A 26566-nucleotide genomic window follows, 5' to 3' on the forward strand; every position below is an offset into this window, starting at 1 on the left:
CTTATGTCTATTCAAACGGCGGTTCGCTCGTATCGCTTCATGATCTTTTGCATCATCGTGACGGTCTCCATTGCCATGCATTTGATCTTGCGTTCTGATATTGATGGCAGCGCGATTTTATACGTCGGCATCCCCACGGTGATTGCTGGTTTGCTGCTGTTAACCGATAAGCAACATCCGAATCAGCAATGGCAAAACAAGTTTGGCCGGCTGATCAAATATTCGCTAATTATTATGTTGGCCAGCTCAGCTTTATTATTTGAAGGGTTCCTGTGTGTCGTGATGTTTATGCCGATTTATTTCGGGGTTATCTTCATCATCTTTCTGATCACGCTGGCCTATAAACACAACAAATCAAAAAGCCGCCTGCACTTGCATATCCTCCCCGTGCTCTTGGTGATTGCGGCACTTGAGGGGACGCATCCTGATTTGAGTTTTAACCGCTATAATGAAGTAAGCAGCACTCAAGTTGTTAATCTCAGCATTGACCAGATCAAACAGAATCTAATTACACCGGTTGAATTAGACCAAAGCCGGCACTGGTTTTTAGCCCTGTTCCCAATGCCTTATGAGTTTGACGCCAAGTCGCTAACCGAAGGCGAAGTGCATACCATTAACTATCGCTACCATCGCTGGTTCGTCACCAATACGCATGAAGGCTTTACCAAAATGAAGGTCGCGGAAGCCTCTGATCAGCGCATTCGCATGCAGATCATTGAAGACACGAGCTATACCTCAAACTACATTAATGCACATGGGACTGAGATCAATTTGAAACCAATTGATGCCAATACCACCGAAGTTAGCCTAACGATAAAGTATGAGCGCCTGTTAGATCCGGCTTGGTACTTTGACCCATTGCAGCATTACGCTGCAGGCTTGCTGGGTGAGTATTTGATCGAGATAATGATTGATCAACCGGCTAATCAGCAGGGTTAATAAGAACAAGGCGCAACAAGCATATAAGCCCCAGTCATTAAAACAGGGGCTTATATGGCTTTAATCCGTTTAGTAGCCAACCGCTTGTGTGTTGATAGTGCCAGCGACTATTTACAGATCTTTGCGGGTAATCCATTTGCCATCGACCGGCGCTTGGTAACGGCTTAATAGCTCCAGCAAAGCATCCGGCTCAGTGGCGGTTTGCAACATGCCAAAGTGCTGCGATTTCAGATACTCCTGATCTACTGCGTGCTCTAAAAAGGCAATCAGATGATCGTAATAGCCATCCACATTTAGCACGCCACAAGGCTTTTGATGAAAGCCCAACTGTGCCCAAGTCAGCACTTCGAACAACTCTTCCAAAGTGCCCATGCCGCCTGGCAATGCGATAAAGCCATCGGAGTAATCCGCCATCATCGCCTTGCGCTCGTGCATATTGGCGACGACTTTTAACTCGGTTAAACCCGTGTGGGCGATCTCTTTATCGGCAATCGCTTGAGGGATAATGCCAATCACTTCGCCACCTAACTCCAATACAGTATTGGCGATTAAGCCCATAATGCCGACGCTGGCCCCGCCGTAAACTAAACCGATATTACGATCGACAAGGGCTTTGCCTAAGGCTTTTGCGGCAGTGGCATATTCGGGGCGCTTGCCGATACTGGAGCCGCAGTAAACACAGATTCGTTTCATAAATTTTTCCTAAATTTTCTCATATTAAAAAGGCTTGATGGTCAGCACCAAAGAATCCAGCAAATACATGTGCATACGCCTCATGAGACCAAGTCTCCCGTGAACGCTAAGGCAACGGGCACCGCCCAAAGTTGAACGCCTTCATACTCACCAAATGGCAATGCACGCTCACCGGTATACATCACAATACCCTGCTTCATCCGGTCCGGTTGCTCAGCAATAAAAGACTTAATATGCTTAAAATCAGTTGCTGATACCGACTGCGAGGCTTTAATCTCAACCGCGACCAGCTTAGTGCCATTATCCAGAATAAAGTCAATTTCCTTGCCATCACTAGTCCGGTAAAAGCTCATTTCCACAGGCTGTTGTGCATAAGTATTGGCTTTGATTAACTCACTCATCACAAAGGTTTCGTAAATCGCACCTTTTTCGCGTGACTCATACAAGGCTTCCGGCGTGGTAATTTTCAATAGATGGCAGAGAATACCGCTGTCCAACATAAACAGTTTGGGCATTTTCACCAGACGCTTCATGGCATTATTAAAGTACGGCTTCAGCAAGCTGATCTGGTAGGTATTGCGTAAAATGCCGAGGTAATTTTCCAGTGTCTTGGTGTCCAGATCGCTGTCGCGCCCCAAAGCCGCCTTATTTAATAGGTTGCCACTGCGCAACGCCAACATAAGGTAAAGGCGCATAAAGCTGTCTAGATTTCGAATATTCGCGACATCGTGTAGGTCGCGTTCGATATAAGTTCGGATATAGGAGGCAAACCACAACATGCGTGTTTTCGGGTGCTCAATACTTTGAATCTCCGGAAAACCACCTTCGATCACATGTCGCTCAAGTGCTATCGGGGTATCGTTATTCATAAATGGCTGACCAGAGAAAGCATGATCAATAAAGTTGCCGGAAGTGCCATAAATCTCTGCCAGATTAAAAGCATACAGATCAATAATCCCAATGCGTCCGGCGAGTGAATCTGACAAGTTTCGAAAGCCTTGTAAATTGCTGGAGCCAGTCAGAATAAACCTACCAGGCGTTCTGTCTTGATCAATTTGCTCTTTAATGGCAACGAATAATTCCGGAACACGCTGAATTTCATCAATCACCACAGGCTTTTGTAAGCTCATGATAAACCCTTTGGGATCAGCCTTCGCACTTTGATAAGTGGCAATATCATCAAGGGTCACGTAGTGCTCAATACCTAAACCAATCGCTAGTGTAGATTTACCGACCTGACGCGCACCAGTAATCAGGATTGAGGGAAAGTGCCGGAGATACTCCTGAACATCTTTTGTAATTTTACGCGTAATCATAGGCTAATCCTGTAAATTCTAGGATCATAATACCAGAATTTACAGGATTAGCCCAAAAACACCTTCACGTTACCTCGACATTACACAGCGCACACTTACCAGTATTATTCCTATACTCCCGAGGAACGTACTATGAAACACGCTTTCGCACTGGCCACACTATTACTCGTCAGCTTAAACAGCAGCCCGCTATTCGCCAACACCTCACTTTCCAATACACCACTGAAAACCGTTGGAAAAGCAGAAATGCGCTGGCTCATGTTCCCGCTGTATCAGATCTCATTAAAAACACCCGATGGGCGCTATCAGGAAAACCGCTTCCCGCAAGTGCTTGATATTACTTATCGTAGAGACATCGACAAGCGTGATCTACTAACCGCTACCGACCAGCAATGGCAACGCCTTGGCTTACCACAAGCACAACGCCAAAGCTGGATTAATCAGCTGCATGCCATTTGGCCAACGGTTAAATCCGGTGATCAATTAGGCTTTAAGCTCGATAGCCAAGGTAAGAATTACTTTACTTACAATGGGAAAAATATCGGCGGTGTTGCGGATGCGCAATTTGGGCAATCGTTTCTGGCAATTTGGCTCTCGCCGAAGACCTCACAGCCCGGTATTCGCCAACGCTTGATTGGCCCGAATTCATAAGGCGGCATTGTAATGACTAAAAAAGACACTAAATTAAATCATTGAGAGAGCACATTAATTGATAAGAAAACGGATTAGTCATGAAAATTACAGTGATCAGCGACACGCACAGTCTGCACCGGCAGTTCAATCAACTCGAAGGCGACGTGTTAATTCACTGTGGTGATATGTTCAATCTGTGGGATAAAGATCCATCACAAATCACTGAGCTGGATGAGTGGTTTAGCCAGCAGAAATTTGACCTGATCCTATGCACTGGCGGTAATCATGATCACGCGTTAGAGGATTATATACAGCAGAATGCTAATCCATTTAAGCATGCCGTATTCCTTCAGGATGCCAGCTATCAATACAAGGGCGTGAACTTCTACGGCGCGCCTTGGGTACCTGATTTAAGCAGTCATGCCTTTTATCAAAGCAGTCGTGATTTAGTAACGAAGTGGTCGAAAATTCCTGTCGAAACTGATGTACTGATTACCCACACCCCGCCTTCTGGCATACTCGACCGCTCCAGTCGAGGCTTGGAGTTGGGCTGTGAGTTTCTCTCCAGAGAACTGGTGAGAGTCGCGCCTAAACTGCATTGCTTTGGGCATGTGCATGCCAGCCCCGGAATGGTCAAACAAGGCCGAACCACGTATATCAATGCCTCATCGGTGAATAGCCAGATTGAGTTAGTGCGCAAGCCGTTGGTTTTTGAGATTTAACCTGTATGAGACGGCATTTGTAACTAGCAGTATTAAAGCGCCAAACCATAGGCAGGACGATTATTAAAAAGGCCCGTCAGATTCATCTATTCCAAACACCGCCAAAGCTTGCTTGGGTTCAATACTGTAGTATGCTCTTCCCATGAACATAGACCTGCTATCACTCATCAGCCAAGGCGAAAACCAGTCACAAGAATTCACATTTACCTTGGCCGAGTTGATGCGTATGTTTCAGCAAAGCGGTATGTTCCACTTCGATCAAGTCGCCGTACCAAAAACCAGCATCAACGATCTGAACATGGCGGCACTCGATCAATACTTCACACCTTACGAATTCGAGTTCTCAAAAGAATCTGAAGCCGAACGCAAACAGCTGCTGATCAACACCGACATTCTAGCCATATCCGGTGAAGCCACTGTTGGTGGCTTACTAATGTTCGGTATCAACCCCAGTCGTTACCTGCCACAAGCCAGTATTATGTTCGCGCATTTTGATGGCATCGAGCCTTCCGCTGAGTTATTCAATCGACAGGAAATCATCGGCACGTTGCCTTATCAAGTCGATACTGCCGTTGCGATTTTGAAAAATCATTTGGTGCGCCCCTCGACGATTGAGGGAATGAAACGGGTTGATACCGTTGCTTTACCGCCAGATCGGGTGCTGCGGGAAATGATAGTAAATGCTTGTGTTCACCGTAACTACGGCATTACTGGCGCACGAATTCGCTTGTTTATCTATGATGATCGGATTGAATGTATCAGCCCAGGACGCCTACCTAATAGCGTCACCGTGGAGAAGTTACGCTTCGGCGTTTCCCATGCCGCAAACCCTGTACTGCTAAAGTTTATGGATAATTTGCGCTATATCGACCGCCTTGGCCGTGGCTTTCCGATGATTTTCCGCGAAATGGAGAAGCTGGGGAAAACGGTTGAAGTGGTTGAGTTTGGAGAAGAGTTACGAGTAATTATTTCATTGTAAATACTCAATAACCAAGCCCACCCACAGACTTTGAATAAGGATATTCAATGCCATTCACCCTCGCTCACCCTGCCATTCTTCTCCCCCTACAAAAAACCGCCAGCCGATACCAAGGACTGTTATCCGCACTCATCATCGGCAGCCTGATTCCTGATTTTAGCTATTTCCTGCCGCTCGGCGTCACCCGCTTTGAAAGCCACACTTGGCTCGCGCTGCTCTGGTTTAGCTTGCCCGTCGGCCTCCTGTTTTATTTGGTGTATCACCGACTACTGGTGCCTGTGGTTTATAGCTTTTTACCCAAGTACTTCCAAAGTCGGCTCAATCCAAGATTTTCCACCGGCAGCCTACCGCCGCTGAAACTACTCCCGCTGATTACCATCGGCCTTGTATTTGGCGCTGGAACGCATTTATTTTGGGATTCGTTTACGCATTCGTACTCCTACAATTGGCCCGTGCAGCACTTTGAATTTATGAAAAGCACCGCCTTTCACATTGGCAATTTTCCGCTAAAAGTCTATCGCTTACTGCAACACCTAAGCTCGATTATTGGACTGATGATTGTCTTTTTCTGGATTCGACACTGGTACCGCCAAGCCGATCAAAACCAAGCGCCCAGCTGGCAACCAACCGCCAAACTAAAGCGTTTCTCGCTGATCGCATTACTTACCCTGCCACTACTTTTCGGGCTGTATTACGCCGTTTCATTAATGGATAGAGAAGGGCCGCTGGCCTATCGCAGCATTATGTTTATGCGTGATTGGGTGATTTTTGGCGCTCGACTACTGCTACCGTTATGGCTACTGTTGGGGCTTTATTATCAATGGCTGATTCGACAACAAACGCCTCGCCCCATTCCCTCAAAACACAACTGATACCAACGCCATGACAACCACATTAATCATTCTAGCTCACCCCGGCGCGACCTCATTTAACGCGCAATGGGCCAAAGCCTCTGCCGATGCATGCACCGGAAAAGTATTGTGGTCGGATCTCAATGCAATGGGCTTTGACCCCGTAGAACGCGCCGAGCATTACGGCATGTCGGGCGATGAATTTGACCCACTCAGAACGCAATCAGAAGCCGCCGACCGAGGCGAATTACCCAGCGATATCATGGCAGAAATCGAAAAAATTCGCGCGGCCGATCGCATCATCTTTCACTTCCCGCTTTGGTGGTTTGCGCCGCCCGCTATCATAAAAGGCTGGACCGAACGCTGCCTCACACATGGCGCAATGCACCGCAGTAATGCCCGTTTTGACTCCGGCCTTTGCAAAGGGAAAGACGTATTATTCTGCGTAACTACCGGCTCATCAGCGATTGAAAGCGGAGCCGACGGCAAAGAAGGCGACACCAACATGCACCTTTGGCCGCTCGCTTACACGCTGCGCTATTGCGGCTTTACAATCAAACAACCGCTGCTATTTCATGGCATTCATGGCTTTTTTCAAGGTGATTCGCAAGCGGAATTAGAAGCGCGTTGCAAAGCCACTTTAGCTGGCCAGCAGCAAGTGATTAATGACTGGAATAGCAGACCTGAGATTACGTTTAATGCGGATACTGATTTTGATGAGGAAGGTCGATTGAAGCCAGGGTCACCAACTCATTCGCCGTTTATTAAACCTATCTGAGTGCCATCTAAACACCCTAAACACCAGATTCGTCAAGATAAATAACACCGTGCCCACACAAACAATCGTCGGCCCGGTCGGTGTATCAAAGACATAGGACGACTGAACCCCAGCCAAGCCACAGAATGCAGCAATAATCGCCGCGATAATCGCCATGGACTCCGGCGTGTTGCTAAACGAGCGCGCCGTGGCGGCCGGAATCAGTAACATCGCCGCAATCAACAACACACCCACCACTTTAATCGCAACCGCCACCACAATCGCCAAGGCAATAGTGAGGATCAATTGCTCCTGTTTGGGCTTAAAGCCGCTCGCCAATGCCAAATCAGAATTCAAGGTGGAGAGCAGCAAGCCAGACCATCGCCAGATAATCAGGCCGATCACAACGGCAGCCCCACCCCAGATCAGCAGCAGATCGCTTTTACCGACCGCCAAAATATCGCCGAATAAATACGACATCAGATCAATGCGCAAGCCGGAAATAAAAGAGACCGCCACCAAGCCGATGGCCAGTGAGGAGTGCGCCATCACGCCTAGCAAAGTATCCATCGCAAAACCACGCCCGCTCAAGCTCGACACCGTGACCGCCATAATCAAGCACACTGCCAGCACACCGGAGAATATCGGCAGCGAAAACGCTAATGAAAGCGCAACGCCCAATACCGCAGCGTGTGCCGTCGCATCCCCGAAATACGCCATCCGTCGCCAGATAACAAAGCAGCCCAAGGGCGCAGCGGCCAAGGCAACCCCAACACTGGCGAACATGGCACGCACTAAAAAATCATCAAACATGAGGCACCTGCCCTTGGTGTGAGTGGGAGTGATGACCACGATGCAAATACAAGGCGGATTCGCTTTGCTCGTCGAGGCCAAATAATGTGTGGTATTCCGGTGAGCGACTGACTGTTTCAGGGACGCCTTGGCAACAGATATGGCCGTTTAAGCAAATCACCCGATCGGTCTGACCCATCACTACATGCAGATCATGACTAATCATCAAAATGGCACAGCCGAGCGTTTCCCGAACACTGGCAATCTGTCGGTAAAATGCGGCAGTCCCCCGATAATCCAATCCTTGCGTTGCCTCATCCAATAACAGTAACTCAGGGTTTCCCAGCAGCGCTCTGGCTAATAACACACGCTGAAACTGACCACCTGACAAGCCCATAATTTGCTGCTTATCCAACTCGGGAACACCCGCATGCGCCAGCGCTTCAGCCACCGCGGCTTTGGAATGACCGCCCGGTAAATTCATAAAGCGCTTCACCGTAATAGGTAGTGTTTCATCAATATGTAGGCGCTGCGGCACATAGCCAATTTTCAATCCAGGCTTTTTGCTTACCACACCCGCACTGGGGCTCAATGCCCCGATTAAGGTTTTGAATAAGGTAGTTTTCCCCGACCCGTTCGGCCCGATAATCGTGACGATCTCTCCCTGCTCGACGGATAAATCAATCCCACGGAGGATGGCCCGCTGACCAATATGAACCGACAAATTGTCGCATTCGATTAACATAACTAAATTCCTGAACTCGCTATTGATGACTGTGCGCTGCCTTTTTTACTTAGCCGGCTCTCGACGGCTTGCACATAGTATTGTTATGTTATAACGTATCATTTTTAATTTCTATTCCAGTATTCATTTTTTAACACATCGTCATTTTATCGGAGTCACTCATGCGCCCTCAGTTATTCGCCTGCGCAGCGTTAATTTTTAGTTTGTCGAGCAACCTGCAAGCAGCGCCATCGGTTGCCGTCGATATTGCTCCTCTGCATTCACTGGTGAGCCAGGTCATGGAAGATGTCGCCAAGCCAAAACTGATCATTCCAGCAGAAGCCTCGCCCCACCAATACACCCTGCGCCCTTCCGAAGCTAAAGCACTGGCCGATGCCGACGTGGTGTTCTGGATCAGTGAAGACCTGACACCTTGGCTGGAAAAAGCGCTGGAAAACCTAGCGGGTTCTGCGGAAAAAGTTGAGATGCTGTCACTAGACGGAACAACAACCTACGCGTTTCGCGAAGGCGCAACCTTTGAATCTCATGCGCATCACGATGAAGAAGAGCATGATGATCACGAAGGCATCGATCCTCACGCATGGCTAGATCCTGAAAATGCTAAAGTGTGGGTAAAGGTCATCAGCGAAACACTCTCAAAGCAAGACCCTGAAAATGCCGCGATCTACAGCCGTAACGCTGAAACGGCGACCACGTCACTGGATGCCTTAATCGCTGCCACACAGACTCAGATCGATACACTTGACCAGCCAAAATTTATCGTGTTTCATGACGCGTACCAGTACTTTGAAAAACGATTTGGTATTTCTGCGGCAGGGTCGATTTCATTAGGCGATGCAGAGGATCCAAGCCCGGCACGCATCCAACGCATTCGGGAAACCATCCAAAAACTCGGCGTGAGCTGCGTGTTTACTGAGCCTCAGTTTAACCCCGGCATGGTCAAGAATGTATTCGCCGATACTGGCGTTTCAACTATCGGTGTGATGGACCCGTTAGGTGCAGAGATCGCCACTGGCAGCGGCCACTACTCCGCGCTGATACAGGCAATGGTTAGCAGCGTGAGTGAGTGCAAATAAACTATTAACGGGGTTATGTGTGGAATCGATTGAACAGACTATTCATCTGGCGGAGCAACGCTGTAAAGAAAACGGCACCCGCCTGACGGATAAACGAAAAAACATACTGACCCTGTTATTAAAATCGGGCAAAGCACAATCGGCTTATGAGTTAATTGAGTCCTATAAAGCCGAGCTAGGCACCGCCTTATCCGCCATGTCAGTGTATCGGTTTTTGGCCTTTCTTGAACAAGAGCACTTGGTGCATAAGCTAGAGTTAGCCAACAAATATGTCGCCTGTGAGCACATCGGTTGTGAGCATGGGCATGCTGTTGCTCAATTTTTGATTTGTCGCGAGTGCCAGAAAGTGAAGGAAATCAGCATTAGCCAATCCATTATTGCTGAGATTAAACGCAGCGTGAGCGAGTCCGGTTTTCGTCTGGTGAATCAGCATCTGGAAATGCATTGTGTTTGCGATGAGTGCTCAGTGTAACTGCCTTAATAATCACCGAGAGTCGAGAAAGACAAAGCCCGCATAAAGCGGGCTGGTAGAGCGTTGAGCAATCGTTTCACCTTCGATTTAGTGAGCCTGAGCACCCCGACCAATCTGGAACGTCATCTTAGGTGAGCAGCCATTACCAGCAACATAAGCTGTCCAAGCATCACGATTATCACCACGGTCTGTTGAGAAGCAATAGCCACGGCCGTGACCAGTATCCCAATTACCCGGTATCAAGTGCTTGAAGCCGGTGTTAGGCGCGCCCTTATCATACTGGTGAATCTGTACTTTATTCGCCCATAAGGCATCCTGGCCACCGGCAGAAATCTCGACTTTACTGAGCGTATCGTTATTCGGCAGAGCGATCTGTGGCGAGCGATAAACAATCTTATTCCCTCTGGAGCAGGTAGTTGTTGGCTGCATGAGTTTACGGCCTGAATACGTTTTACCTGATGAGGTAGTGAACATTACTCGCAGTGCATTTTTAGAACCCGTGTTCTGCATTTTGGCGTTATAACAATCCATGATGACTTCATAAGCGCGGTAATTGCTAGTCATTGGAGCGGTACTTGCGGCAGTCGAAGTCAGGGCTAAAGCCAATGTCAGAGCGGTGGCAGTCAGTGTAGTTTGCTTAAACATGATAGTGATTCCTTTAGGTTTATTTGTTGGTGTCAGCGTTGTGCTGTGACCTTGGAATCCAGTTTAGGGACGACCCGCTTTTCAGTCATAAGGGTTGGGTAAAGGTTTGGTAAGGATTGTTGTGATGCGGATATCTACCCCATAAAACTCTGCGACCTTTTCCCACCTGCTCCGTCTTTATATCTAACAACCCTAAAGGAGCAAACCATGAAACGTTTCCATGCACACATCGCAGTAGATGACCTCACCACCAACATCGACTTTTACAGCAAACTCTTCGGCCAAGCACCTAGCTTAGTCAAAGATGATTACGCAAAATGGATGCTGGATGATCCACGTGTTAACTTTGCGATATCCACGCGTCTTCAGGGCCAGGGCTTGAACCATTTCGGTTTTCAGGCAGAGACTGAAGAAGAGTTAGCCATCCTGAAACAACAAGCAGATGCCGCTATGAATATCGACATGCCGGACCCAGAATCCGAAACCTGCTGCTACGCGGTCAGCGTAAAAAGCTGGGCAGTCGACCCTTCCGGCATTCCTTGGGAGCAGTACATTTCAATGGCGGAAAGCGAGACCTTTAACGCACCCTCTCCTAAAGCCAATCAGAGCTGCTGCGTCCCCTCAGCTGCCAGCAACGTTGACGAGAAAGCCGACGCTAAACAAGGCGGTTGCTGCTAATGACTAACTCGCCATGCACTCCGGAAAATCAAGCGCTGGCCGATGCCTATCAAACCATGCGTGGCAATTTGTTGGGGTGGATGGCGAGCAAAGTGAACAACCCTGCGGATGCGGAAGATTTGCTGCAAGAGGTGTTTAAAAAGGCGCTGATTGCCAACAGCCAAAACGCCACGCCCAATAGCATGAATGCCTGGCTGTTTACCATTGCCCGAAATACCGTGATTGATTTTTATCGCAGCCAACGCACGACGGCCGAGCTACCGGAAGATTTGCAATCAGAGGTGGACGATCACAAGGCACATCAGCTACTGTCGTATTGTCTGTTGCCAATGGTGAATCAGCTGCCGCCTATTTATCGCGATGCGTTGATTGCGGTGGATTTCGAGCAACACACCATGCAGTCACTGGCCGATGCTGAAGGGGTTTCATTGTCGGCGATTAAAAGTCGCGTCAGTCGCGGTCGTAAGTTACTGCAAAAGTCACTGGTGACTTGCTGCCATATTGAGTCATCTAAGACGGGGATCGTTGAGGAGTTTAATCTTAAGCAACACTCAAATGGATGCTAGGTTTATGCGCGGTTATCGACCTGAGCCAGCTGCTGCGCACTAGTGCTAAGCAACATAGACACGTCTCACCTATCTGGCTTTTTAGTGTTCGGGTCATAATCCAGAAAGTCATCTTGTAAGTCGAAAATGCGCCGTTTGGGGATAGACTCATCATCGACATACTCTGTTTCAAATAACCCAAAGTCGCCACCAAACGTGCCATCTAATGCCTGCATAACATTAGCAAGCGTGTTTCGCTGGTTCTGCCTAATAATGTTATGCAAATCTTGTTCTTTAACGCCTAGGTTGGCTAGGTTTTCTAGTGACTTAGCGTATGACTCAGCATCGGACTCATCCCATAGCTCCAGTATTTCACCATCATCTCTGTCGGGTTTGTTTTGATAAGCATCTACCGTTCTTTGCATCCACCCACTTTTCATCGGTTGAATGACAGCTTGTTTGTTGTAGCAAAGCATTAAGAAAAATGCCTTTCTAAACTCTGCGTACTCGGGGTCATCATCTTTTAAGATTTCAGATATTCGCTCTTGGTCAAATCCAAGTTTGTTTAAGTACTCAATAAGCTCTTTGGTATTTATATCGTCCAGATTAACCATGCTGTCTCCTATGAACTAGCTGTGTCACAAATGGCTTTAGTAATGCATGACATATGATTCCACCTTGCCACCAAGCATTTTTCTCACTGAGGTACACAGAAAGTTGATAGGTTTGTTGGTGACAAATGAACCCAGTATTTGAACATGCAGATCGACACACATTTCATTGGCATTTTTTATTGTACAATGGATAACAACTACGATTCAGTACTTTGGGCTGAGGCGCAGCGTAATACGGTGCTGTCCATTTTCATAGAGCAATCCGCTTCTCAACCCGAATATCCAACCGCTTAGCCAAGCGCACAAGGTTCGCACGATCAACCTCCAACACCTTGGCCGCTGCCGACCAATTGCCCTGTGCCTGCTCCAATGCCTGCACAATAATTTGCCGCTGAAACTGCTCGGTAGAAGCCTTAAGTCCCGCCGGATGATTCAGCGTTTGTGGCAATGCCGGTGCGCTCTGAGCCACTTCATCCGAGGCCGTTAGCTGCCCCAATTGCTGCGCGCTAATACTCACAATCGCCGACTTAGCCCCTGCCCTTGCCCGCAGCGCCGCCCGCCCAATCAAGTGCTCCAACTCACGAATATTACCCGGCCAATCATAGCCACTCAGCTGCTCCAGCATGGCAGGCTCCAGCACCAATTGCTGCAAACCCAACTTACGCCGCAGTTGTTCGGCAAAGTATCCCGCTAATAAAGTCACATCGCCCTGTCGTTCCCGAAGTGGCGGCACCACAATCGGATACACACTCAGGCGATGGTATAAATCCGCTCTAAATCGTCCGGCATCTACCTCATCTTTTAGCGTGCGATTGGTCGCAGCCAGCACTCGCACATCCACATGCTCAACGCGATCTTGCCCGACTGGCTGTATTTCCTGACTTTGCAACACGCGCAATAATTTACTCTGCGCCTGAAGCGGTAGCTCACCAACTTCATCCAGAAAAATCGTGCCGCCGCTGGCCAGACTAAACTTACCCGCACGTGCTTTATCCGCGCCGGTAAACGCGCCTTTTACATGCCCAAACAGTTCACTCTCGACCAGGTTTTCAGATAAGGCGGCGCAGTTCACATACACCATCGGGCCTTGTTTGCGATTGGATTGCCGGTGCAATGTGCGCGCGACTAACTCTTTACCCACGCCAGTTTCACCTTCGATCAGCACCGAGAAATCCGAGGCCGCCACCACATCAATTTCACGCTTGAGCTTGCGCATCACGCTGCTATCGCCGATCAGCTCGCCGCCATCTTTGGTCAATGCTTCTTGCGTTAACTCCGCCACCACCTGCTGATTGTGTAGGGAAACGCCCTCCAATTGCTGAATGAGAATCGCCGTTTTTAAGGTCGCCGCCGACATGGCAGAGATGATTTCTAAGGTTTCAGCAGGGATTTCATCGAAGATATTCGGCTGCATACTGTCCAGCGTGAGCACGCCAATCAACTGGTTATCGGCGAGTAATGGCAGGCCCATACAGGCATGCACCGGCAGATTCCCCTGATGGCTGAGCAACATGCCGTCGTAAGGGTCGGGCAAGGGGTTATTCGACGCAAAGCGCACCGGCACCGTGGAATCACAAATGACTTTAAAGCGCGGATGCGCCTCGATTTCAAAGCGTCGCCCCAACACATCGGAGTTTAAACCCTGATGCGCTAATGGCTTGAGGCGCTCGCCCTGCATTCTCAGCAAGACCACCGCATCGCACTCAATGGTTTGGCGCACGGTATTGAGCAAGCGCTCGAAACGGTCGCTGGCAGACAGGCTATTGCTTAAGCCTAAAGCCAATTTGATTAATGCAGCGGATGAGACTTTGGTCATTCTAGTGCCTTTGTGTTGCTGTGCGTTTAACTGTGTGACCGCTTCCGTCGCTCACTCGCCAAGCATGGGTGAGGTATGCGCTAAGTGTATAGGCCACTTAATGACTCAGTGGTTAAGCGAGGAAGCAGCCTGTGCAGTGATAACTAGCGCGAATCATGTCAATAACACTTTATCGAGTCAAATAGACATACTTTTAAACTATGTCAAAATGACACAAACCACCTCAGTTAAAACCTAAACCACTGTTTTACAAACTAATAAAAAACTGGCACACCCTTTGCAATGTATAAAACATTGTTTACCCCCATTTAAGGATGAAGCCATGTTAACCCAGCAACATATCGATACCGTAAAGAGCACGATCCCCTTATTAGAAAGCGCGGGTCCTGCCATTACTAAACACTTTTATCAGCGCATGTTTGAGCACAACCCTGAGCTGAAAGACATTTTCAATATGAGTCACCAGAAAACCGGTGGCCAGCCAGTGGCGCTTTTCAACGCAATTGCCGCCTATGCCAAGCACATTGAAACACCACAAGTCTTGATGGATGCGGTCGAGCGCATTGCGCAAAAACACACCAGTTTCAATATTCAACCGGCGCAATACAGCATTGTTGGCCATCACCTGATTGAGACGCTGCGCGAGTTAGCAGGCGATGCCTTTACCCCTGCCGTCGAAGAGGCCTGGGGCGAAGCGTACAATGTGTTGGCGAACATCTTTATTGATCGCGAAGGTGAGCTTTATGCACTGAATGCGGCGGCAAATGGCGGCTGGATTGGTGCCCGCAAGTTTGTATTAACCGAGACCAAAGCCGAGTCTGAACTAGTGAAAAGCTTAATCTTCAAGCCGGCCGATGGCCTGCCGATCATGACTTACAAACCCGGCCAATACATCGGTATCGAAGTAAAGCCGAGCACCAGCGACTATCAGGAAATTCGCCAGTACTCTTTGTCTACCAAAGCTAATGGCGAGTACTACCGCATCTCTGTAAAACGCGAAGCGGTAGGTATTCCGGGTGTGGTGTCTAACTTCCTGCACGATGAGCTGGCGGTTGGCGATGAGGTGATTTTATATCCACCGGCGGGCGACTTCTTTTTTGTTGATCGCAATGCGCCAGTGGTATTGGTGTCTGCCGGAGTTGGTGTAACACCGATGCAAGCGATGTTGGAGACACTGAGCGCGGCGGACTACAACCACCCGATTCATTATGTACACGCTTGTGAAAACGTAGCGCAGTTATCTTTTGCAGAGCGCTTGCAGGAAATCCAGCAAGAGCGCCCATTCCGCCAGCATATCTTCTTGCGTGAAACGGCAAATAATGGGGCTGCACAAGCGGTTGAGCACCACGCCGGATTATTAAATCTGGCCGCGATTCAGGAGCAATTACCGCTCAGCACGGGGGATTATTACCTCTGCGGACCGGTTGCTTTTATGCAATTTGCCAAGCAACAGCTGCTGGAGCTTGGGGTTAATAATGAGCGCATTCACTACGAAGTGTTTGGCCCGCATAAAGACCTGTAATCGCGCTTAGCTTAAACCGCACTGACAGTCGCCATCCAACGTCACGGCTTGGATGGCGAAATTGTCATGCCCGACGCGAGGCGTTTGGTGTAGCATTCTTAGCCTCGATATCAGCAACCAAGACACGCCTTCTTATGCCTACACCAAACTTCACCATTCGCCAAGCACACGCAGCCGACGCCCCTGCCATTGCCGAATTTAACCGCCTGATGGCCTTTGAAACCGAGCACAAAAAGCTCCTGCCCGATGTGATTCTCGCGGGGGTGAATGCCATGATCGCCAACCCGGCGCATGGCTTTTATCTGGTCGCCGAAAGCGCGGGTGAGATTGTTGGCTCGCTAATGATTACCACCGAGTGGAGCGATTGGCGCAATGGCGTTATCTGGTGGGTGCAGAGTGTTTACATCGTCGATACACACCGCCGTCAGGGCATTTATCGGGCGCTGTATGACGAGGTTAAGCGACTGGCCACGCTGGATTTATCGGTGTGCGGCTTCCGTCTATATGTCGAAAAAGACAATGTAAATGCGCAAGCCACCTACCGCTCACTTGGCATGCAGGAAACGGATTACCTGATGTTTGAAGAGCTACGCGATGGCATTCGTTATTGCGAGTAAGACTTGAATAAGCACCATCGAAAAATATAATCGTCGGCCACTCGCTTGTGCTAGTGGCCGCTAAATTATACAGATACACTGGTGATTCTCTGATTACCGGAAGCATCAAGGATGAGCGACCAACACAACAGCATGCAGGCATTCGCCGAAATCTGGGATGTACAAACACGGGAGTTATGGGACGAAAACTACGCCCAAGCGCTTGCTGATTTATTCAACTTTTACAGCATCAAAACCATTCTCGACTGCGCAGGCGGCACGGGCTTTCCTACGCTTGAATTTAAACGCCAAGGCTTAAACGTCAGCTATTCCGATGGCTCCCCCGAGATGCTGGCCTTTTTTAATGCGAAACGCTTTGCCGAAAAGCTGACGATTCCCACCTATTTATCAAGCTGGCAGACGCTGCCGGAGCGCGTGCCTTATACCTACGATGCTGTATTGTGTCGGGGAAATTCATTAATGGATTTGGCTGTTTATAGCGATGAGGCACCGATAAGCCGTGCATCTTTTCTGAGCGCCATGAGTGAGTCGCTGGCGGGTATGTTTAGTAAAGTCGCCGAGGATGGTTTGCTGTACATCGATATACCGAAGCCTGAAAAAGTCATGCCGGCTAAGCCGTCGATTAACTCTGACACCGACAGCATGACCTTTAAGAGTAAAACAACAGTGGCGTATGATCCGGAAACTCAGATAAGCACCACCACTGAGCTAACGACCAATCTGCTGAGAAATACTCAAAGCACGAGCGTTGCCAAGGCCTATGCCATTGATGAGGAGGAGCTTATTGAATTGCTGTTAACGGTGGGCTTTGAGCGGGTAGAAAAGTCCCCGCTCAAAGAGGCTTCATTTATTGATGCTTATATGGCGTTTAAGTAGCGCGCACTTCCCCGCGCTATCGCACTAAATCTTGCTTATACTGCCCTCATGAAACCCAACTACTCATTAGATGATCTACGCTGCTTTTGCGCAGTGGCCAAACTCGGCAGTTTTAAAGAGGCAGCCAAGAGCTTAGAGATGCCGCTCTCCACCCTAAGCCGGCGAATTCGTCAATTAGAGCAAGATCTCCAACTGCGCCTACTCAACCGAGACGCCCATCGCGTGTCATTAACGCATACCGGCGAGCAATATTTCGAGCGCTCCAATGCTTTGTTTGATGAGCTTAATGACATCGATCAGGACTTACATAAAGAGAAGCATCAGCCCAAGGGCAAGATTCGCATCACCGCACCGATCTATTCCGGCAAACACTTTCTACGTTCTATCTTTTATGATTTCTTATTAGAGCACCCAGAAATTCAATTGGATTTGCGCTTTTCAAACTCGCTCATTGATATCGAAGCAGAAGGCATTGATGTGGCTTTTCGCATGGGCCATCCTGCTGTTGATGAGTGGATTGTTCGCCCGCTAAAGTACACGCACAACCTCTTGTGCTGCCACCCAGATTACCCCAACGACAGCATCACTCATCCGCAGCAGTTATCTGATCACTCGACAATTATCAGCTTTCCGATGATCCCTTGGCACTTGGTAAATCAAACTAGCGGCGAAGCCTTTGACTATCACCCAACGCAGTCGGTGCGCTTAGAAGTGGATGAAATCGAAACGGTGATGAATGCTACTCAAATTGGCCTCGGCATAAGCTACTTGCCCGACTACCTAGCGATGCCGATGATTGAGCTGGGCAAAGTAAAACACATACTGCCAGAATGGCGCAGCAAGGATCTTACGCTCTATATGCTATATCGCGATCGGGATAATATGCCGCTGCGAGTAAGGCTTTTTATTGAATATGTGCTGCAGCATTTTGACTAATGCGTGGCTTTGAATAGGCCTGCTTTAGCTCACTGTTTCCAACTAGCTTCCCCAGCGCTGCACCAGCCCTTTAACGTGCTCCGCGTAGCTCGCCTGTTGAAACTCCTGAAAGATCTGCCAAGAGCAAAACGATTGCTTATCCGTTACCCGATGCGGAAATAAAATTCCATCCAAATGATCATATTCATGCTGCCAAGTACAGGCAGAATAACCGCGGATGACTTCCTCATGATGCTGCCCCTCGCGGTCGTAATACGACACGGCAATTTCCACATGTCGATCAACATTCCCACGCATTTGCGGCACGGATAAACAGCCTTCATTCGAGACAAAGGTTTCATCACTTAAAAAGCGAATCTCAGGATTAATCACCACTGTTAAAGGGATTTTCGGCTTATAGGGATAGCGCGGATTATCCCCAACCTCAATCACAAACAAGCGATAAGGAATCCCCACCTGATTCGCCGCAATACCTGCACCATTGGCATCGCGCATGGTATCAATCAGGTCATCAATCCAGCCTTGTACCTCTGGCGTTTGAATATTGGCAAGCTCCACGTCTGCCGCGCGCGCCGCGAGCACTGGGTGGCCAATTTGCAGAATATCCCTGATTGCCATGATGTATTACTCCCTTTAGAACCAACTATGAATATGTGTAAGTCAGCTAGATAAGGGCAGGCTCATGTGGCAAACCTACCCCGCAATAATGACCAATTTACAACTCAATCGCCGGTAAATTCAAACCAAACTCACGCGCACATTGCTTAGCGATTTCATAACCAGCATCGGCATGGCGCATGACGCCCACAGCTGGATCATTCCACAGCACACGCTTAATTCGCGCGGCAGCTTCATCGGTACCATCACAACAAATCACCAATCCGGCATGTTGTGAGTAGCCCATCCCCACGCCACCACCATGATGGAAAGAGACCCATGTTGCGCCGCCGGAAGTACTTAACATCAGGTTTAATAAGGCCCAATCCGATACGGCATCCGAGCCATCCATCATCGCTTCGGTTTCGCGGTTAGGGCTGGCGACCGAGCCGGAGTCCAAATGGTCACGACCAATCACCACCGGTGCTTTTAACTCGCCAGATTTCACCATCTCATTAAACGCCAAACCAATGCGGTCGCGATCACCTAAACCAATCCAGCAGATGCGTGCAGGTAGGCCCTGAAAGTCGATACGCTCATGCGCCATGTCCAGCCAGTTATGCAGGTGTGGATCATCGGGAATCAGCTCTTTAACCTTGGCATCGGTTTTACGAATATCTTCAGGGTCACCGGATAATGCTACCCAACGGAATGGCCCAACACCACGGCAGAATAAAGGACGAATATACGCAGGCACAAAGCCTGGGAAATCAAAGGCATTCACCACGCCACGGTCTTTCGCTTCCTGACGGATATTGTTCCCATAATCCACCGTTGGAATGCCTTGCGCATGGAAATCCAACATAGCTTGTACATGTACCGCCATCGAGTCACGCGCGGCTTCCGCAACCGCATCGGGATTACTGTCAGCTTGTTCGCGCCATTGTTCAACACTCCAACCTGAGGGCAAGTAACCATTGACTGGGTCATGTGCGGAAGTCTGGTCGGTCACCAAGTCCGGCTTAATGCCTTGCTTGACCATCTCGGGCAATAGCTCTGCCGCATTACCCAATACGCCCACTGAGAGTGCTTTGCCTGCGGCATGCGCTTCATCAATCAGCTGTATTGCCGCTTCAATGGTTGGCGCACTGGTATCTAAATAACGGTTGCCAATGCGGAAGTCGATGCGGGTCTGGTCACATTCAATTGCGATCATTGAGAAGCCAGCCATGGTCGCCGCTAGTGGCTGCGCCCCACCCATGCCCCCCAAGCCTGCGGTGAGAATCCATTTGCCTTGCGCATTGCCATCAAAGTGCTGGCGGGCGGCTTCTACAAAGGTCTCGTAAGTGCCTTGCACGATGCCTTGCGAGCCAATGTAAATCCAGCTACCTGCGGTCATTTGGCCGTACATCATCAGGTCTTTTTTATCTAACTCATTGAAGTGTTCCCAGGTTGACCAAGCGGGCACTAAGTTAGAATTTGCGATTAATACGCGCGGGGCATCTTTATGGGTTTTAAACACGCCAACCGGCTTACCCGACTGTATGCACAAGCTTTCGTCATCTTCTAAGGTCTTCAGCGTTTCTAAGATTTTATCGTAACTTTCCCAGTTGCGCGCAGCACGCCCAATCCCGCCGTATACCACTAAATCTTCCGGGCGCTCGGCCACTTCAGCATCAAGGTTATTTTGAATCATGCGATACGGCGCTTCGGTGAGCCAGCTCTTGCAATTGAGTTCACTGCCACGAGGCGAGCGAATGGTGCGGGAGGTGTCCCGACGAGTCATCTTAGTCATGATTTTATCCTGCTAAAAAGATTTAACAAAAAATTGAGCGGTGTTCACGGGTAAGTTAGTCGTGCCACATCGCTCAATTCGTTACGAATGGATAATCGGAAACCAGTCGGTTCGTAAACGTTCGCCAGTTTGCTGATTAATGTCCGGAAAATTAGGCGAGGTACGCCCGCCACGCTGTCGATAGCGCGCATCATCACCCACCATTCTGAAAGACACTGTACGGCTACGGGACGCTACCGTATTCGCATTCGCGCCATGAATTGTGCGGAAGTCAAAGGCGACCGCATCACCCGGCTGCATCGCCCATTCGCGTACTTCATAGTCACTGTTGTCAATATCGGGAATATCCATAAACTGGCTATCATCGACATAAAAACTTTCATTAGTTGCCCAGCTAGTCGGACGGATTTCTTTATCTAATAAGTGACTGCCCGCCGCACAGCGTAACGACACTTTTTGCTCCCGCGCTTCCAGTGGAATCCAGAAACTCACGGTTTGTGTGCCACCGACGCAATAAAACGGAATATCCTGATGCCACGGTGTCGCCACGCCAGAGCTGGCTTCTTTATAAAGCAAATGATCATGGAAGAACTGCACACTATTGGACTGCATTAACTGCGCCGCAATCGCGGCCATAGGCGAGCGTCGGATAAAGTCCTCATACTCAGGAATGCGCTGCCAACTGCAAAAGTCTTCCAGAAACAGGCCATCATGCCCCTCGGCTTTATGGGTTAAGGCACTCTCATTGGGGTGCTGGATATTAAACTCCACGCCACGCTCCAACACGGGCAACCAGTCCTTAAATACGCCGGATAAATGCACAGCACCATCACGCTGAAAGTCGCTAAGCAGCTGCGGATCAATCTCGGGAATACCTAGTTTATTCATAGCCAACTCTCCTAAGGTTTGTAACGTGCGCTAAGTTCATAACGGCTGCTTGGGTATGTGAGGTAGACGCTGGTCACCACGGTGTTGTCTTTCCATGTGCGCCGTGACAGCCGTAAACAAGGCTCATATTCAGGAATCACCAAACGCGACATCAGCACAGCATCGGGCATAATGGCTTGCACAATGTGCTCCATTTCATCCGGCTTGATTTGGCTCACAAGGTATTCGGTCGGTGTGGTTTGGGTGAAATCAACCTGCATAAAATTTGGCACTAAGGCGGGATTCACATAGCGGTCTTCCACCTGAATCGGCACCTCATCCTGAAAGTGTGTCACCACGATATGAAACAGCTGCTCACCGGCTTGAACGCCTAAGCGCTGCGCCACATTCACGGTCGCGGGTATAACTTCCAGTAGTAACACTTCGGCGCGGTGCTTTTTGCCTTGCGCGGTAATTTCTTCGGCAATCGAGCGCAGTTCCAGCAAGCTGGCATGTTGCGGAGGCTCAGCGACAAAGGTGCCTAAGCCATGCACACGCTTGAGTATCCCTTCGGCAGTTAGCTCACGAAACGGACGATTAATCGTCATCCGGCTTACATTCAAGTCTGCCGCCAGCTGATTCTCCGAAGGAATCTGCGTACCCGGCGGCCACTCGCCCTGCCGAACTTTATCTTGAATGGCATTTTTAATGCGTTGGTACATTGGCAAACTGGCGTCATCCTGCAAGTCTGCCAAGGCTAAAGTCGCGCTCATCGCGGTACTCCATTAAATAGAACGGACTGGCATTCTACACCACCGATTCGGTAACTTAATTCCGCTGGCTCTTGCGCTTGCCAACACACCAAATCAGCCTGTTTGCCGACGGCTAAAGTACCGATTTTATCTTGCAGAGCCAGCGCCTTTGCAGCATGGCGAGTTACACCCGCTAACGCTTCTTCGGGCGTCATCCGAAACAAGGTACAGGCCATATTCATCACTAATGGTAATGAGCTAATCGGCGAGCTTCCGGGGTTGCAGTCAGTGGCTAATGCCATCGCAACGCCATGCTCTCGAAGTGCAGCAATCGGCGGTAGTTTGGTTTCACGTAGATAGTAAAATGCGCCCGGCAATAACACTGCCACGGTATTGTTTTTGGCCAGTACTGGTACATCCTCATCGCTAAGGTATTCCAAGTGATCTACCGAAATCGCACCCTGCTTGGCAGCTATAACTGCACCCTTTAAATCGCTAAGCTGCTCGGCATGTAGCTTAAGCGGCAAACCATACTGCTGAGCGACCGCAAATACGCGAGCCACTTGCTCAGGGCTAAACGCAATGCCTTCGCAAAAAGCATCGACATGATCGGCTAGCTGCTCTTTCGCTACTGCGGGTAATACAGTGGTGCAGAGATAATCAATGTAGTCATCGCTACGACCAGCATATTCAACCGGTAAAGCATGTGCGCCTAAAAAAGTGGTGACGATATTCACCGGATAGTCCCGACCCAATTGGCGGGCAATGCGGAGCATTTTCAGCTCATCATCAAGATTCAAGCCGTAGCCGGATTTGATCTCAACAGTGGTTGCGCCTTCGGCCATCATCGCTTCCAGCCTTGGGGCGGACTGTGCGTAGAGTGCTGACTCGGATGCTTGGCGAGTTGCGGCAACGGTTGACACAATGCCGCCGCCAGCCTTGGCAATCGCTTCATAACTGGCACCGTTTAAACGCATCTCAAATTCTTTGGCACGATTACCACCATGCACTAAATGTGTATGGCAATCGACTAAACCTGGCGTGACGAGCTGGCCGTGGCAATCGTGGATGGTGGTGCATTGCTGCGGGTAATCGGTCGGTAGTTCGCTCATCGTGCCCAGCCATACGGTCTGGCCCTGATGAATAGCAATCGCTGCATGCTCGATGAGCCCATAAGGCACATCGCCATCAACCATGGTCGCGAGATTGGCATTCACCCAGAGCAGGTCGATAGGCATGGTTGGGAACATAGAAAAATACCAGTGTTGGATATTGAACGATGATCTATTAAATCATACTTGTATATACAAGTCTATATACCTATACTTTCCTCTATCAACGACGCACGGTGGACCTTCGAATGAATACTCTACATGTCACACACGCACTACTCTCAACCGGCTGGGCTGAGAATGTTCGCATCAGTATCGACGCCGCTGGCACGGTCTCAAAGATAGAAACGGATATCGCTGGCGCTAATTCGGGATGCCTACTACCCGGCATGGCCAATCTGCATTCTCATGCCCATCAACGTGCGATGGCTGGCTTGGCCGAGCGCGCCGGTAGTACGGATGACAGCTTTTGGACTTGGCGTAAGATCATGTATCAATTTCTGCAAGCGATTCAGCCCGAACAGTTACACGCCATCGCCGCTCAGCTCTATGTGGAGATGCTTAAATCCGGCTATACCCGCGTTGCCGAGTTTCAATATTTACACCATCAACCCAGTGGCCAGCACTACGACAACCCTGCGGAGATGTCGCTACAAACTTTGCAAGCCGCGCGCGAGACTGGTCTCGGCATGACGAATTTGCCAGTGCATTATCAGTTTGGTGGCTTTGGTGAGCAGCCATTAGGCCAACAGCAACAGCGTTTTGCGAATGATCCTGAGCTGTTTTTGCGCATCGTCGAGGAGCTACAACACGCCTCGGCGAATGATGCGAATGTGGTGACTGGTATGGCGGCGCATTCATTACGGGCGGTGGGCAAACAAGGTCTCAGCACCATCTTGGCCTCATTACAAAAAGACAGCGCCCTACCCGTGCACATCCACATCGCGGAACAAACTAAAGAGGTGAACGACTGTATTGCCTGGAGTGGCTTGCGGCCTGTGGAGTATTTGCTGGATAACTTCAAGGTCGATCAACACTGGTGCCTGATCCATGCCACGCACATGAGCGAGAGCGAAACGCGCGCGGTGGCAGGCAGTGGCGCAGTCGTCGGTATTTGCCCTGCCACCGAAGGCAATTTGGGTGATGGCTTTTTTAATGCCGTTGAGTACCTCAAGGCTGGCGGACAATTCGGGATTGGCTCGGATAGCCATATCTCAGTATCGCCCAGCGAAGAGTTGCGTTGGTTGGAATACGGCCAACGCCTGCTGCATCGCTCACGCAATGTGCTGGCCGGTGGCTATGAACGCAGCACAGGCCGCACGATATTTGATAAAGCCGTGGCCGGTGGTGCGCAGGCTTGTGGCCATAACAGTGGAGCCATCGCCGTCGGCAAGCGCGCGGACTTTATTGTGCTAGATACCAACCACCCTCTGCTGTGCGAGCGCAGTGGTGATGAGTTGCTCGATAGCTGGATTTTCTCCGGTAACAGTAATGCCGTTCGCGATGTATGTGTCGGTGGTAAACACGTCATTCAGGGTGGGCATCATGCGCAAGAAGCCGCGATCGCCGACCGTTTCAAATCAACGTTAAAAACCTTAAGGAACTGATTCATGACTGCATTCACACTCAAACCGGGCGAGCAGACCTTAGCTGAGCTGCGCGACATGTATTTCAACGGTGTTAGCTTGTCGATTGATGACGCGACCTGGGCGCAAATTGAAAAAGCGCAGGCATTGGTACGCTCTAAGGTCGATGGCGGTGATATTGTTTATGGCGTGAACACTGGATTTGGCTTGCTGGCATCCAAGCATATTGAGGAAGAATTACTCAGTACGCTGCAACATAATCTAATCCTGTCGCATGCCACTGGCGTCGGTAAATACCTGCCGAATGATGTGGTGCGGTTGATTTTGCTGCTGAAGATTAATGGCTTATCGCGTGGCGTATCGGGTATCCGTCGTGAAGTGTTGGAGCTATTGGTGGCGATGCTGAATAAGGGGGTTTTTCCGGCAATTCCGGAGAAAGGTTCGGTCGGTGCATCGGGCGATCTCGCACCCTTGGCTCACCTGAGTTTACCAGTGATTGGCGAAGGTAAGGTGTATTACGAAGGCGAGTTAATGGATAGCGCAACCGCTTTTGAGAAAGCCGGTTTGCAGCCTTTAAAGTTAGCGGCTAAAGAAGGCTTAGCCCTGCTCAATGGCACGCAGGTTTCTACTGCTTTGGCAATGAAAGGCTTGTTTGAAGCGGAGCAAAATATCAATAGCGCCTTTGTTGCGGGGAGTTTAACAGTTGAAGCGGCATTGGGCAGTCGCGTTCCGTTTGACCCACGCATTCAGGCAGTGCGTGGACAACATGGCCAGATCGAAGCGGCGCGGGTCTATCGTGAGCTACTCCAAAGTAGCGAAGACAGTGAAATTGCTAACTCACACGCCAAGTGTGACAAGGTGCAAGACCCCTACTCGCTCCGTTGTCAGCCGCAGGTAATGGGCGCTTGCTTAGATCAGCTAAAGAACGCAGCCCGCATTATTGAAATCGAAGCCAATGCGGTGTCGGATAACCCGCTGATCTTTACCGAAGAAGGCGACATTTTATCCGGCGGTAATTTCCATGCCGAGCCGATTGCTTTTGCCGCAGATAATATTGCACTAGCGATTGCTGAAATTGGAGCCTTATCGGAGCGCCGCATGGCCTTATTGCTTGATGCCAATATGAGCGCATTGCCACCCTTTTTGGTGAAAGATGCGGGCGTAAATAGCGGCTTTATGATTGCACAAGTCACGGCAGCGGCATTGGCCAGCGAGAATAAAAGCCTCGCGCACCCAGCCAGCGTCGATAGCCTGCCAACCTCCGCCAATCAGGAAGATCATGTCAGCATGGCGACCTTTGCCGCGCGGCGCTTAACCGATATGAATTTGAATACGCGTTATGTGGTCGCGATTGAGTTGCTAGCCGCTTGCCAAGGGATTGAATTGCGTCGGCCCTTAAAGTCGAATGATGTACTCGAAGGTTATTGGTCAGATGTGCGCTCGGTGGCGGCTTACTGGGATCACGATCGTTATTTTCAACCGGATCTGGAAGCAATTTCCGAGCTGATTCAAGCCAATACGTTTGGTGACTGGGCAAATGATTATATTGCCGATACCATTTAATATGACGGAGTAACCCCTCCCTTCAGAGCAATCGGAGCACTAACAATATGAGCCAGTGCTCCGCTAGTCG

At 49.6% G+C, this 26566-nt stretch carries 28 protein-coding genes; 16 read left to right on the plus strand and 12 right to left on the minus strand.

Going from position 1 to position 26566, the window contains the following annotated elements:
- The first annotated feature begins 3 nt into the window (after positions 1-3).
- Entirely contained in the window at positions 4-939 is a 936-nt protein-coding gene (locus tag LEUMU_RS0115740) for a hypothetical protein (protein ID WP_022953254.1), read from the plus strand.
- A gap of 111 nt (positions 940-1050) precedes the next feature.
- Here the strand turns inward: LEUMU_RS0115740 and LEUMU_RS0115745 are convergent, their stop codons facing one another.
- Positions 1051-1632 carry an LOG family protein gene (locus LEUMU_RS0115745; RefSeq protein WP_022953255.1) on the minus strand — a complete coding sequence of 194 codons (582 nt, stop codon included), beginning with the start codon at positions 1630-1632 and terminating at the stop codon, positions 1051-1053.
- An 80-nt stretch (positions 1633-1712) separates the two neighbouring features.
- A complete protein-coding gene (locus tag LEUMU_RS0115750) occupies positions 1713-2948 on the minus strand; it encodes an ATP-binding protein (RefSeq protein WP_022953256.1) in 1236 nt (411 codons plus the stop codon).
- Positions 2949-3080: 132 nt separating this feature from the next.
- Between LEUMU_RS0115750 and LEUMU_RS0115755 the strand changes: the two genes are divergently transcribed.
- From LEUMU_RS0115755 to LEUMU_RS0115775, 5 genes are all read left to right on the plus strand, one after another.
- Positions 3081-3599 (plus strand): chalcone isomerase family protein, encoded by a 519-nt coding sequence (locus LEUMU_RS0115755; protein ID WP_022953257.1) that lies wholly within the window; start codon positions 3081-3083, stop codon positions 3597-3599.
- A gap of 80 nt (positions 3600-3679) precedes the next feature.
- Positions 3680-4303 (plus strand): metallophosphatase domain-containing protein, encoded by a 624-nt coding sequence (locus LEUMU_RS28160; RefSeq protein ID WP_022953258.1) that lies wholly within the window; start codon positions 3680-3682, stop codon positions 4301-4303.
- A gap of 142 nt (positions 4304-4445) precedes the next feature.
- Positions 4446-5282, plus strand: a complete 837-nt coding sequence (locus LEUMU_RS26405; protein WP_051156051.1) for an ATP-binding protein — start codon at positions 4446-4448, stop codon at positions 5280-5282.
- Positions 5283-5329: 47 nt separating this feature from the next.
- Complete coding sequence (locus LEUMU_RS28165; RefSeq protein ID WP_026744834.1) at positions 5330-6154, plus strand: DUF4184 family protein; 825 nt, start codon at positions 5330-5332, stop codon at positions 6152-6154.
- A 10-nt stretch (positions 6155-6164) separates the two neighbouring features.
- Positions 6165-6911: an NAD(P)H-dependent oxidoreductase gene (locus tag LEUMU_RS0115775; protein ID WP_022953260.1), complete on the plus strand. Its 747-nt coding sequence runs from the start codon at positions 6165-6167 to the stop codon at positions 6909-6911.
- Here LEUMU_RS0115775 and LEUMU_RS0115780 read toward each other — a convergent pair.
- Both LEUMU_RS0115780 and LEUMU_RS0115785 read right to left on the minus strand, forming a co-directional pair.
- Positions 6876-7703 (minus strand): metal ABC transporter permease, encoded by an 828-nt coding sequence (locus LEUMU_RS0115780; RefSeq protein WP_022953261.1) that lies wholly within the window; start codon positions 7701-7703, stop codon positions 6876-6878. The genes LEUMU_RS0115775 and LEUMU_RS0115780 overlap by 36 nt on opposite strands.
- Positions 7696-8427, minus strand: a complete 732-nt coding sequence (locus tag LEUMU_RS0115785) for an ATP-binding cassette domain-containing protein (protein ID WP_022953262.1) — start codon at positions 8425-8427, stop codon at positions 7696-7698. Before LEUMU_RS0115785 ends, LEUMU_RS0115780 begins: the two co-directional genes overlap by 8 nt.
- Before the next feature lie 161 nt (positions 8428-8588).
- Between LEUMU_RS0115785 and LEUMU_RS0115790 the strand changes: the two genes are divergently transcribed.
- Positions 8589-9503 (plus strand): zinc ABC transporter substrate-binding protein, encoded by a 915-nt coding sequence (locus LEUMU_RS0115790; RefSeq protein WP_022953263.1) that lies wholly within the window; start codon positions 8589-8591, stop codon positions 9501-9503.
- A gap of 19 nt (positions 9504-9522) precedes the next feature.
- On the plus strand, positions 9523-9975 hold the full coding sequence (locus tag LEUMU_RS0115795; protein WP_022953264.1) for a Fur family transcriptional regulator: 453 nt from the start codon (positions 9523-9525) through the stop codon (positions 9973-9975).
- Between the two features lie 87 nt (positions 9976-10062).
- On the opposite strand, the gene LEUMU_RS0115800 is transcribed toward LEUMU_RS0115795, so the two are convergent.
- Positions 10063-10620 carry a hypothetical protein gene (locus LEUMU_RS0115800; protein WP_022953265.1) on the minus strand — a complete coding sequence of 186 codons (558 nt, stop codon included), beginning with the start codon at positions 10618-10620 and terminating at the stop codon, positions 10063-10065.
- 207 nt (positions 10621-10827) lie between these two features.
- On the opposite strand from LEUMU_RS0115800, the gene LEUMU_RS0115805 reads away from it, so the two are divergent.
- Together LEUMU_RS0115805 and LEUMU_RS0115810 are read left to right on the plus strand one after the other, a co-directional pair.
- Positions 10828-11298: a VOC family protein gene (locus LEUMU_RS0115805; RefSeq protein ID WP_022953266.1), complete on the plus strand. Its 471-nt coding sequence runs from the start codon at positions 10828-10830 to the stop codon at positions 11296-11298.
- Positions 11298-11864 carry a sigma-70 family RNA polymerase sigma factor gene (locus LEUMU_RS0115810; RefSeq protein WP_022953267.1) on the plus strand — a complete coding sequence of 189 codons (567 nt, stop codon included), beginning with the start codon at positions 11298-11300 and terminating at the stop codon, positions 11862-11864. The genes LEUMU_RS0115805 and LEUMU_RS0115810 overlap by 1 nt, the downstream gene beginning before the upstream one ends.
- A 65-nt stretch (positions 11865-11929) precedes the next feature.
- Here LEUMU_RS0115810 and LEUMU_RS0115815 read toward each other — a convergent pair whose 3' ends face one another.
- Together LEUMU_RS0115815 and norR are read right to left on the minus strand one after the other, a co-directional pair.
- Positions 11930-12457, minus strand: a complete 528-nt coding sequence (locus LEUMU_RS0115815) for a hypothetical protein (protein ID WP_022953268.1) — start codon at positions 12455-12457, stop codon at positions 11930-11932.
- Between the two features lie 250 nt (positions 12458-12707).
- Entirely contained in the window at positions 12708-14273 is a 1566-nt protein-coding gene (norR, locus tag LEUMU_RS0115820; RefSeq protein ID WP_022953269.1) for a nitric oxide reductase transcriptional regulator NorR, read from the minus strand.
- A gap of 322 nt (positions 14274-14595) precedes the next feature.
- On the opposite strand from norR, the gene hmpA reads away from it, so the two are divergent.
- The 4 genes from hmpA to LEUMU_RS0115840 all read left to right on the plus strand — a co-directional run bounded on the left by hmpA (position 14596) and on the right by LEUMU_RS0115840 (position 18224).
- Positions 14596-15795 carry an NO-inducible flavohemoprotein gene (gene hmpA, locus LEUMU_RS0115825; RefSeq protein ID WP_022953270.1) on the plus strand — a complete coding sequence of 400 codons (1200 nt, stop codon included), beginning with the start codon at positions 14596-14598 and terminating at the stop codon, positions 15793-15795.
- A gap of 134 nt (positions 15796-15929) precedes the next feature.
- Entirely contained in the window at positions 15930-16412 is a 483-nt protein-coding gene (locus tag LEUMU_RS0115830; RefSeq protein ID WP_022953271.1) for a GNAT family N-acetyltransferase, read from the plus strand.
- A 111-nt stretch (positions 16413-16523) separates the two neighbouring features.
- Complete coding sequence (locus LEUMU_RS28170; RefSeq protein WP_022953272.1) at positions 16524-17288, plus strand: class I SAM-dependent methyltransferase; 765 nt, start codon at positions 16524-16526, stop codon at positions 17286-17288.
- Between the two features lie 48 nt (positions 17289-17336).
- The gene (locus LEUMU_RS0115840) at positions 17337-18224 is read left to right on the plus strand and encodes a LysR family transcriptional regulator (RefSeq protein WP_022953273.1); all 888 of its coding nucleotides are present in this window, start codon (positions 17337-17339) and stop codon (positions 18222-18224) included.
- Between the two features lie 42 nt (positions 18225-18266).
- Here LEUMU_RS0115840 and def read toward each other — a convergent pair whose 3' ends face one another.
- The 5 genes from def to hutI form a co-directional block, all read right to left on the minus strand.
- Positions 18267-18842, minus strand: a complete 576-nt coding sequence (gene def / locus LEUMU_RS0115845) for a peptide deformylase (RefSeq protein WP_022953274.1) — start codon at positions 18840-18842, stop codon at positions 18267-18269.
- A 97-nt stretch (positions 18843-18939) separates the two neighbouring features.
- Entirely contained in the window at positions 18940-20616 is a 1677-nt protein-coding gene (hutU, locus tag LEUMU_RS0115850) for a urocanate hydratase (RefSeq protein ID WP_022953275.1), read from the minus strand.
- An 81-nt stretch (positions 20617-20697) separates the two neighbouring features.
- Entirely contained in the window at positions 20698-21504 is an 807-nt protein-coding gene (locus LEUMU_RS0115855; RefSeq protein ID WP_022953276.1) for a phytanoyl-CoA dioxygenase family protein, read from the minus strand.
- Between the two features lie 11 nt (positions 21505-21515).
- Positions 21516-22256 carry a histidine utilization transcriptional repressor HutC gene (gene hutC / locus LEUMU_RS0115860; protein ID WP_022953277.1) on the minus strand — a complete coding sequence of 247 codons (741 nt, stop codon included), beginning with the start codon at positions 22254-22256 and terminating at the stop codon, positions 21516-21518.
- Complete coding sequence (hutI, locus tag LEUMU_RS0115865) at positions 22253-23485, minus strand: imidazolonepropionase (protein ID WP_022953278.1); 1233 nt, start codon at positions 23483-23485, stop codon at positions 22253-22255. The genes hutC and hutI overlap by 4 nt, the downstream gene beginning before the upstream one ends.
- A 110-nt stretch (positions 23486-23595) precedes the next feature.
- Here hutI and LEUMU_RS26420 point away from each other — a divergent pair, with 110 nt between their 5' ends.
- On the plus strand, positions 23596-24954 hold the full coding sequence (locus LEUMU_RS26420) for a formimidoylglutamate deiminase (protein WP_022953279.1): 1359 nt from the start codon (positions 23596-23598) through the stop codon (positions 24952-24954).
- A gap of 3 nt (positions 24955-24957) precedes the next feature.
- Positions 24958-26496, plus strand: coding sequence for a histidine ammonia-lyase (hutH, locus tag LEUMU_RS0115875; protein WP_022953280.1), 1539 nt, complete (start codon positions 24958-24960; stop codon positions 26494-26496).
- The last annotated feature ends 70 nt before the right edge of the window (positions 26497-26566 follow it).

The sequence above is a fragment of the Leucothrix mucor DSM 2157 genome, assembly GCF_000419525.1.
Taxonomy (GTDB): Bacteria; Pseudomonadota; Gammaproteobacteria; order Thiotrichales; family Thiotrichaceae; genus Leucothrix; species Leucothrix mucor.

Bases quoted from the DNA above. Each gene is read 5' to 3' on its own strand.
- LEUMU_RS0115740 (WP_022953254.1), top strand. From the start codon at position 4: ATGTCTATTCAAACGGCGGTTCGCTCGTATCGCTTCATGATCTTTTGC.
- LEUMU_RS0115745 (WP_022953255.1), bottom strand. From the start codon at position 1,632: ATGAAACGAATCTGTGTTTACTGCGGCTCCAGTATCGGCAAGCGCCCC.
- LEUMU_RS0115750 (WP_022953256.1), bottom strand. From the start codon at position 2,948: ATGATTACGCGTAAAATTACAAAAGATGTTCAGGAGTATCTCCGGCAC.
- LEUMU_RS0115755 (WP_022953257.1), top strand. From the start codon at position 3,081: ATGAAACACGCTTTCGCACTGGCCACACTATTACTCGTCAGCTTAAAC.
- LEUMU_RS28160 (WP_022953258.1), top strand. From the start codon at position 3,680: ATGAAAATTACAGTGATCAGCGACACGCACAGTCTGCACCGGCAGTTC.
- LEUMU_RS26405 (WP_051156051.1), top strand. From the start codon at position 4,446: ATGAACATAGACCTGCTATCACTCATCAGCCAAGGCGAAAACCAGTCA.
- LEUMU_RS28165 (WP_026744834.1), top strand. From the start codon at position 5,330: ATGCCATTCACCCTCGCTCACCCTGCCATTCTTCTCCCCCTACAAAAA.
- LEUMU_RS0115775 (WP_022953260.1), top strand. From the start codon at position 6,165: ATGACAACCACATTAATCATTCTAGCTCACCCCGGCGCGACCTCATTT.
- LEUMU_RS0115780 (WP_022953261.1), bottom strand. From the start codon at position 7,703: ATGTTTGATGATTTTTTAGTGCGTGCCATGTTCGCCAGTGTTGGGGTT.
- LEUMU_RS0115785 (WP_022953262.1), bottom strand. From the start codon at position 8,427: ATGTTAATCGAATGCGACAATTTGTCGGTTCATATTGGTCAGCGGGCC.
- LEUMU_RS0115790 (WP_022953263.1), top strand. From the start codon at position 8,589: ATGCGCCCTCAGTTATTCGCCTGCGCAGCGTTAATTTTTAGTTTGTCG.
- LEUMU_RS0115800 (WP_022953265.1), bottom strand. From the start codon at position 10,620: ATGTTTAAGCAAACTACACTGACTGCCACCGCTCTGACATTGGCTTTA.
- LEUMU_RS0115805 (WP_022953266.1), top strand. From the start codon at position 10,828: ATGAAACGTTTCCATGCACACATCGCAGTAGATGACCTCACCACCAAC.
- LEUMU_RS0115810 (WP_022953267.1), top strand. From the start codon at position 11,298: ATGACTAACTCGCCATGCACTCCGGAAAATCAAGCGCTGGCCGATGCC.
- LEUMU_RS0115815 (WP_022953268.1), bottom strand. From the start codon at position 12,457: ATGGTTAATCTGGACGATATAAATACCAAAGAGCTTATTGAGTACTTA.
- norR (WP_022953269.1), bottom strand. From the start codon at position 14,273: ATGACCAAAGTCTCATCCGCTGCATTAATCAAATTGGCTTTAGGCTTA.
- hmpA (WP_022953270.1), top strand. From the start codon at position 14,596: ATGTTAACCCAGCAACATATCGATACCGTAAAGAGCACGATCCCCTTA.
- LEUMU_RS0115830 (WP_022953271.1), top strand. From the start codon at position 15,930: ATGCCTACACCAAACTTCACCATTCGCCAAGCACACGCAGCCGACGCC.
- LEUMU_RS28170 (WP_022953272.1), top strand. From the start codon at position 16,524: ATGAGCGACCAACACAACAGCATGCAGGCATTCGCCGAAATCTGGGAT.
- LEUMU_RS0115840 (WP_022953273.1), top strand. From the start codon at position 17,337: ATGAAACCCAACTACTCATTAGATGATCTACGCTGCTTTTGCGCAGTG.
- def (WP_022953274.1), bottom strand. From the start codon at position 18,842: ATGGCAATCAGGGATATTCTGCAAATTGGCCACCCAGTGCTCGCGGCG.
- hutU (WP_022953275.1), bottom strand. From the start codon at position 20,616: ATGACTAAGATGACTCGTCGGGACACCTCCCGCACCATTCGCTCGCCT.
- LEUMU_RS0115855 (WP_022953276.1), bottom strand. From the start codon at position 21,504: ATGAATAAACTAGGTATTCCCGAGATTGATCCGCAGCTGCTTAGCGAC.
- hutC (WP_022953277.1), bottom strand. From the start codon at position 22,256: ATGAGCGCGACTTTAGCCTTGGCAGACTTGCAGGATGACGCCAGTTTG.
- hutI (WP_022953278.1), bottom strand. From the start codon at position 23,485: ATGTTCCCAACCATGCCTATCGACCTGCTCTGGGTGAATGCCAATCTC.
- LEUMU_RS26420 (WP_022953279.1), top strand. From the start codon at position 23,596: ATGAATACTCTACATGTCACACACGCACTACTCTCAACCGGCTGGGCT.
- hutH (WP_022953280.1), top strand. From the start codon at position 24,958: ATGACTGCATTCACACTCAAACCGGGCGAGCAGACCTTAGCTGAGCTG.